Origin of the sequence: Streptomyces sp. SID3343 (assembly GCF_009865215.1) — a bacterium.
Classification (GTDB): domain Bacteria; phylum Actinomycetota; class Actinomycetes; order Streptomycetales; family Streptomycetaceae; genus Embleya.
In genome coordinates, this window is sequence record NZ_WWJX01000230.1 from 1 (window position 1) to 5757 (window position 5757).

A 5757-nucleotide genomic window follows, 5' to 3' on the forward strand; every position below is an offset into this window, starting at 1 on the left:
GCCTGGCCGCCGGAGAGCCTGCCCGGCTTGACGGCGGCCTGTTCGGCGAGGCCGACCCGGCCCAGCCACTCGGCCGCGGTGGTCCTGGCGTCGCGGCGGCCGACGCCTTGGCAGCGCAGGCCGAAGGCGACGTTGTCGAGCGCGGACAGGTGCGGAAAGAGCAGGTAGTCCTGGAAGACCACGCCGACCGGGCGGTGCTCGGGCGGCGTGTACAGCCTGGCGGCGGGGTCTTCGAGGACGACGCCGGCGAGCCGGGTGTGGCCGCCGCCGAGCGGGGTGAGCCCGGCGAGCGCGCGCAGCGCCGTGGTCTTGCCGGCGCCGTTGGGGCCGAGCAGGGCCACCACTTCGCCGGGGGCGGCGGCGAGGCGGGTGTCGAGGTGGAAGGTGTCGCGGTCGACGACGAGGTGGGCGTCCAGACCGGGGGCGTCTTCCGCGCCGGCGGTGACTGCCGCGGCGGCCGTCACGACGTGGTCAGCCATCGTTCGCGCAGCCCCGCCAGGATCAGGACGGACACCGCCAACAGCACGAGGGACAGCACGATCGCGGCCTCCGGGTCGGTTTCCAGGGCCAGGTACACCGCGAGCGGCATGGTCTGGGTCTTGCCGGGGAAGTTGCCGGCGAACGTGATGGTCGCCCCGAACTCGCCGAGCGCACGCGCCCACGCGAGCACCGCGCCGGCCGCGACGCCGGGGGCGATCAGCGGCAGGGTGACCCTGCGAAACGCGGTCCAGCGGGATGCGCCGAGCGTCGCGGCGGCCTCCTCGTAGCGGGGATCCGCGGCGCGCAGCGCGCCCTCGACGCTGATCACCAGGAACGGCATCGCCACGAACGCCTCGGCGACGACGACGCCCGTGGTGGTGAACGGCAACGTGTAGCCGAAGGTGTCGTCCAACCACGTGCCGAGGATGCCGTTGCGGCCCAGGACGAGCAGCAGCGCGACACCGCCCACCACGGGCGGCAGCACGAGCGGCAGCGTCACCAGCGCGCGCACGAACCGCCGGCCGGGGAAGTCGGTTCGGGCGAGGAGCCACGCGAGCGGTACGCCGAACACGAGTACCAGGCCGGTGGCGAGCGTCGCGGTGAACAGCGAGAGCTTGAGCGCTTCGCGTACCTCGGTGCTGCCGAGCCGACTCCCCAGGTCGCTCCACGGCGCGCGGACCAGGAGTCCCACCAAGGGCAGCACCAGGAACGCGAGCCCGATCAGGCCGGGCACGAGCAACGCGAGCGGCGCGCCCCCGCGTCGCGCACGCCGGGCGGACCGGGCGGACCGGGTGTGGACGCGGGCGCCCGGCCGCGGGCGGGCGAAGCGGGGGGTCTTGGTCACGGTGCCTGGAAACCTGCCGCGGTCAGGGCCGTTCGGCCGGGCTCGGAGAGTACGTAGGCCACGAACGCCTTGGCCGCGGCTCCGTTGGGAGCCTTCGCGACCGGCGTGATCGGATACGTGTTGACGGCCTTCGCGGATTCGGGGAAGTCCACGCCGACGACCTTGGCGCCCGCCGCCTTGACGTCCGTGCGGTAGACGAGGGCGGCGTCCACCTCGCCCAGGGTCAGTTTGGTCATCGCGGCCTTGACGTCCTGTTCGAGCGTCGCGGGCGTGACCTTGACGCCCGCCGCGTCGATGGCGGTCTTGGCCGCGGCGCCGCACGGGACCTGCGGGGCGCACAGGGCGACCTTGAGGCCGGACTTGTTCAGGTCGGCGAGCGAGTTGATGCCCTTGGGATTGCCGGGCGCGACGGCGATCTGCAACGTGTTCTTGGCGAACGCGACCGGCGCGCCGTCGTTGTTCTTGGCGTCGGAGACGAGCTTCATGTTCTTCTCGTCGGCGGACGCGAACACATCGGCGGGCGCACCCTGGTTGATGCTCGCGGCGAGGGCCGAACTGCCGCCGTAGTTGAACTTGACCGTGACGCCCGGATTGGCCTGTTCGAACTGCTTGCCCAGGGCGGTGAACGTCTCGGTCAGCGAAGCCGCGGCGAACACCGTGACGGTGCCCTTGACGTTCGCGGGAGCGGAAGCGGCTGCGCCCGGCGCCGACGCACCGGGGTCGACCTTCCGGTCGCTCTCCTTGCCCTTGTCGTCCTTCTTGTCGTCGTCGCCACAGCCCGCGAGCGCGACCATGGCCACCGCGAGCATCGCGGCCGTGACCGCATTCCGTGTACGCACCGTGTGCCACTCCCTATTCGAGGGAGTGCTCGCGCGCGCCCTCGGTTCGCTCCACCATGACATTCGTCGACTTCACCACTGCGGTAGCGAGCACGCCGACACGCAGACCGAGTTCGTCCGCGGCCTCGGCGCTCATCAGCGACACCACCCGGTACGGCCCGGCTTGGATCTCGACCTGGGCCATCACCGTGTCCTTGCGAACGTCGGTGACGATGCCGCGAAACCGGTTGCGGGCCGACGACCAGCCGAGCCGATCGTTCTCCCCACGCGCGTCCCCGACGGCCGCCGACCGGGCGAACGCGGCCAGCGCCGCACCGTCCACGACCCGCCGGCCGTTCTCGTCCCGCCGAGCGTCGAGCCGACCGGAGTCCACCCACCGCCGCACCGTGTCCGCACTCACACCGAGCAAAGCAGCCGCGTCACCGATTCCGAACGTATTCACGGCCGGGATCTTAGCCACGCTCACCCCTCCCACAGCGCGAAGCCACACCGGGCAGAAAGCCGCACAAACCAGCTCCCCGCCGGATCCCATCCTGGCAGATGCAAGCCCCCAAACACCAGACACCTCGCAAATCCGAGTCCCCGCCACCCCAGCTGAGCCGTGTCCGTCAGGTCCCTGAGGTGCGTCCGGCCCGCTCCGGGCCCCACCCCGCGCCGACCGAGTTCGCGTTGTGCAACACGGCGTCGTACACGGCCAGGATCGCGGCCCGCCCGGTGGATGTCCCCCTCCAACCACGCCTGCACAGCGCTCAGATGGGCCACCTCGCGCGGCTCGATCCGCGTCGGCGCGAGCCGCAAGCGCCCGAACCGCTCCCGCGCGGCGACGGCATCACCGCACTCGGTGCCCAGCAACCCGAGATACCCCGCGAACACGTTGGTCATCGGCGCCCCGGGCTCGACCGTCAACGCCGCCTCGCCCACCTCGGGCCGAAGGAACAACACCGCGTCGACCGCGCGCTCGTAGTGCCCGAGTGCCTCGCTACCCACTCCGGACATGCCAAGCCCATGCCTGGATCAGCCACGTGGCCTGCTTGGCCTGCTTGGCCTGCTTGGCCTTGAAGATGATGTCGACGGCACACTCACCCTGGGCAAACGCAGGACCTCCGCAAACGCGCGCAACTTTTTTGGCCACGTGCGGATATTCCCCGCCGTGCTGCTTCAGGACACCGACGACCACGCTCGGATCACCGACGAACCCGGACGCGGCCTCGCCCTGCCACAGATCCGAGTCCTCGAGTTTGCCGAGTTACCCCTTCGCCTCGAGAGCCTGCGCCGAGAATCGGGTCAAGACGTCCGCGACGACCTCCAACGCTTCCCATTCGCCGGGTATCAGGTCCCACGGTTGGGCGTCGGCGATCTGTAGGCAAGGCGAGTGGCGGGGTATTCGCGTGGTGCGGAGGGGGATTGGTCAGGACGCCGGGGTGTGGCCGGCCTGTTCCGACACCAGCCGCTGCGCGAACCAGTCGGCGGTCGACGGCAGCCAGTCGGAGGTCGCGTTGCACAGGAGGTGGTCGCCGTGGGGTACCACGACGAGCTCGCCTCGGGCCGATTCCCGGGCCGCCGCCTCGGCGTTGACGACGCCGGGGGTGATGTCCGTACCGCCTTCGACCACGCGCAGCGGGCACGTGATTCGCGCGGCGAGGTCGGACAGGTCGACCCGTTGGGCGAACTCCCGGGCGGCGGCGGGGCTTCCGCTGCGCACCGTCAGGGTTTCCGTGACGAACGGTGGGAGTTCGGCCCAGTCGAGTCGATAGGGGCCGCTGATCAGGGCGGCGGCGCGGATGCGCGGTTCGTGGGCGGCGGTCAGGGCCGCGTAGTAGCCGCCCAGGCTCAGGCCGATCAGGCCGACACCCGCCGCCGTGTCGAGGTCGGGGTGTGTCTCCAGCGCGTCGACGGCGCGGCCGACCACGGCGTGGTATTCGGTCGACGGCGCGGTGCCGACCAACGCGCCCTGCCCCGGCCCGTCGAGCGAGAACGTCGCGACCCCGCGCCGCAACAGCGCGTCGTCGACCGCGTGGAACTCTCCTTGCCCGAGTTGAGTCCCGGAACCACGACCACCACGGCCGGCCGCTCCACTCCCGCCGGCCGCCGCAGCCACCCGACGAATCCCTCGCCCTCGATCCGTAGCGCGCCCGGATCCAGCAGCGCGAACGCCTGCCGCATCGCGTCGTCGGCCGCACCGGCCGCCGCGACCGTGGCCGCGTGGTCGGGGTGCGGCAGGAACGTCGCGCAGTGGAACCAACGCGCGGCGCTGCGGTACGCCTCGCCCGCCGAGACGCCGTGCCCACCGGCCGCGTACCTCCGCGCCGTACGGCGATACTCCGCGCCGACCGCGCGGAATGCGGGCAGCCACGCGTACAACGACGCGAGCCCGGCGGTGACGCGTTCGTACTCGTACGGGTCGAGCCCTGCGGCGATCACCCGCGAACGGTTGCCCTCGACGAACTGCGGTAGCGCGTCGGGGAGATCAAGGAAGGAACTGCCGGTCATGATTCGCTCTCTCACAGGCTCGGATTCGGAAGGGGCCGGAAGGGGCCGGAAGGGGCCGGAAGGGGATCGGTATGGAAATCGGTCAGACGCGGTGCGCGGGAAACAGCACGCGCGCCGTGTGGTCCGTGTCGGCGTACTCGACCACGGACGTGATCCGCCCGTCCGCGACGGTGAAGATGCCGAGGCAGCGGTTGTGGTACTCGATGCCGGTGACCGTCACCGCGTCCGACGTCCATTCGGCGAACACGTGCTCACCGTCGGCGTGTACGGACACCAGCGCGATCTCCATCGTCCCGGGGCGGATCAACGCGCCCACCCCGCCGAGGAATTCGTCGACGATGGTGTCGCGACCGCTCCAGACACGCGAAATCGGCAGTGTTCCCGGGTAGTTCCAGGTGGCGTCGATGGCGAAGCTTGCCCGGATGGTGGGGAGGTCTCCCCCGGCCACCGCTTCGACGTAGCGGGTGACGACGGTCTTCGGGTCGGTGCTGCCGGTCATGGCTGACTCCGCTCTCGGTGACGGGGGGAAGGAGAAGGGAAAGGTGATGCGACGTCGACGGTGTGCTTCGGGTTCAGGACAGGGTGAGTACGGCCTTGCCCCCGATACGGCGGTCGCGGAGGTCGGTCAGGGCCGTGGCGGTGTCGGCCCAATCGGCCACTCGACCGATCTCGGGGTGCAGGCGGTCGGCCGCCACCAGGCGGACGAGGGTGGCGAGGTCTTCCGCGTACGGGGTGGCGAAGTCCTCGTAGTGGAAGTGCCGCAGCGTCGCCGACGTGGGTCCGGCGAAGAAGTCGAAGAAGTCGAGCGTGACGGGTGTACGGCTCGCCTGGCCGAACCAGATCAACGACCCGCCCCGGCCCAGCCGACCCAGCGCCTTGGGCAGCTCGGCGCCGCCGGTCGATTCCAGTACGACGTCGTAGGGGCCGACCGCGTCGGCGACCTCGTGCACCACCGCCGCCGCGCCGAGGTCGACCAGGCGCCGGCCGCGCTCCGCTGAGCGGGTGACCACCGTGACCTCGGCTCCCGCGTCGGCGGCGAGTTCGGTGAGGTAGTGGCCGACCCCGCCCGACGCCCCGGTCACCAGGAGCCGCTTGCCGGTGACC

9 protein-coding genes are annotated in these 5757 nt (G+C 71.3%); 1 reads left to right on the top strand and 8 read right to left on the bottom strand.

Annotated features, from left to right (window positions below; all coding sequences use genetic code 11):
- From GT354_RS08395 to GT354_RS08410, 4 genes are all read right to left on the bottom strand, one after another.
- Window positions 1-479 (bottom strand): ATP-binding cassette domain-containing protein (locus GT354_RS08395; protein WP_161355631.1); only part of this gene is annotated, 479 nt, incomplete at its 3' end.
- Window positions 461-1219, bottom strand: coding sequence for an ABC transporter permease (locus GT354_RS08400; RefSeq protein ID WP_161355636.1), 759 nt, complete (start codon window positions 1217-1219; stop codon window positions 461-463). The genes GT354_RS08400 and GT354_RS08395, both read right to left, overlap by 19 nt.
- Window positions 1220-1320: 101 nt before the next feature.
- Window positions 1321-2163, bottom strand: a complete 843-nt coding sequence (modA, locus tag GT354_RS08405) for a molybdate ABC transporter substrate-binding protein (protein ID WP_346011929.1) — start codon at window positions 2161-2163, stop codon at window positions 1321-1323.
- Window positions 2164-2176: 13 nt separating this feature from the next.
- Entirely contained in the window at window positions 2177-2605 is a 429-nt protein-coding gene (locus GT354_RS08410; protein ID WP_161355632.1) for a helix-turn-helix transcriptional regulator, read from the bottom strand.
- Between the two features lie 552 nt (window positions 2606-3157).
- Between GT354_RS08410 and GT354_RS08415 the strand changes: the two genes are divergently transcribed.
- On the top strand, window positions 3158-3526 hold the full coding sequence (locus tag GT354_RS08415) for a hypothetical protein (protein WP_161355633.1): 369 nt from the start codon (window positions 3158-3160) through the stop codon (window positions 3524-3526).
- A gap of 45 nt (window positions 3527-3571) precedes the next feature.
- Here the strand turns inward: GT354_RS08415 and GT354_RS53650 are convergent, their stop codons facing one another.
- From GT354_RS53650 to GT354_RS08430, 4 genes are all read right to left on the bottom strand, one after another.
- A complete protein-coding gene (locus tag GT354_RS53650; RefSeq protein WP_237534510.1) occupies window positions 3572-4072 on the bottom strand; it encodes a hypothetical protein in 501 nt (166 codons plus the stop codon).
- Complete coding sequence (locus tag GT354_RS53655) at window positions 4003-4653, bottom strand: hypothetical protein (protein WP_237534511.1); 651 nt, start codon at window positions 4651-4653, stop codon at window positions 4003-4005. Before GT354_RS53655 ends, GT354_RS53650 begins: the two co-directional genes overlap by 70 nt.
- Before the next feature lie 82 nt (window positions 4654-4735).
- Entirely contained in the window at window positions 4736-5152 is a 417-nt protein-coding gene (locus GT354_RS08425) for a nuclear transport factor 2 family protein (protein ID WP_161355634.1), read from the bottom strand.
- A gap of 73 nt (window positions 5153-5225) precedes the next feature.
- A partial coding sequence (locus tag GT354_RS08430) for a zinc-binding dehydrogenase (RefSeq protein ID WP_161355635.1) occupies window positions 5226-5757 on the bottom strand: 532 nt, incomplete at its 5' end.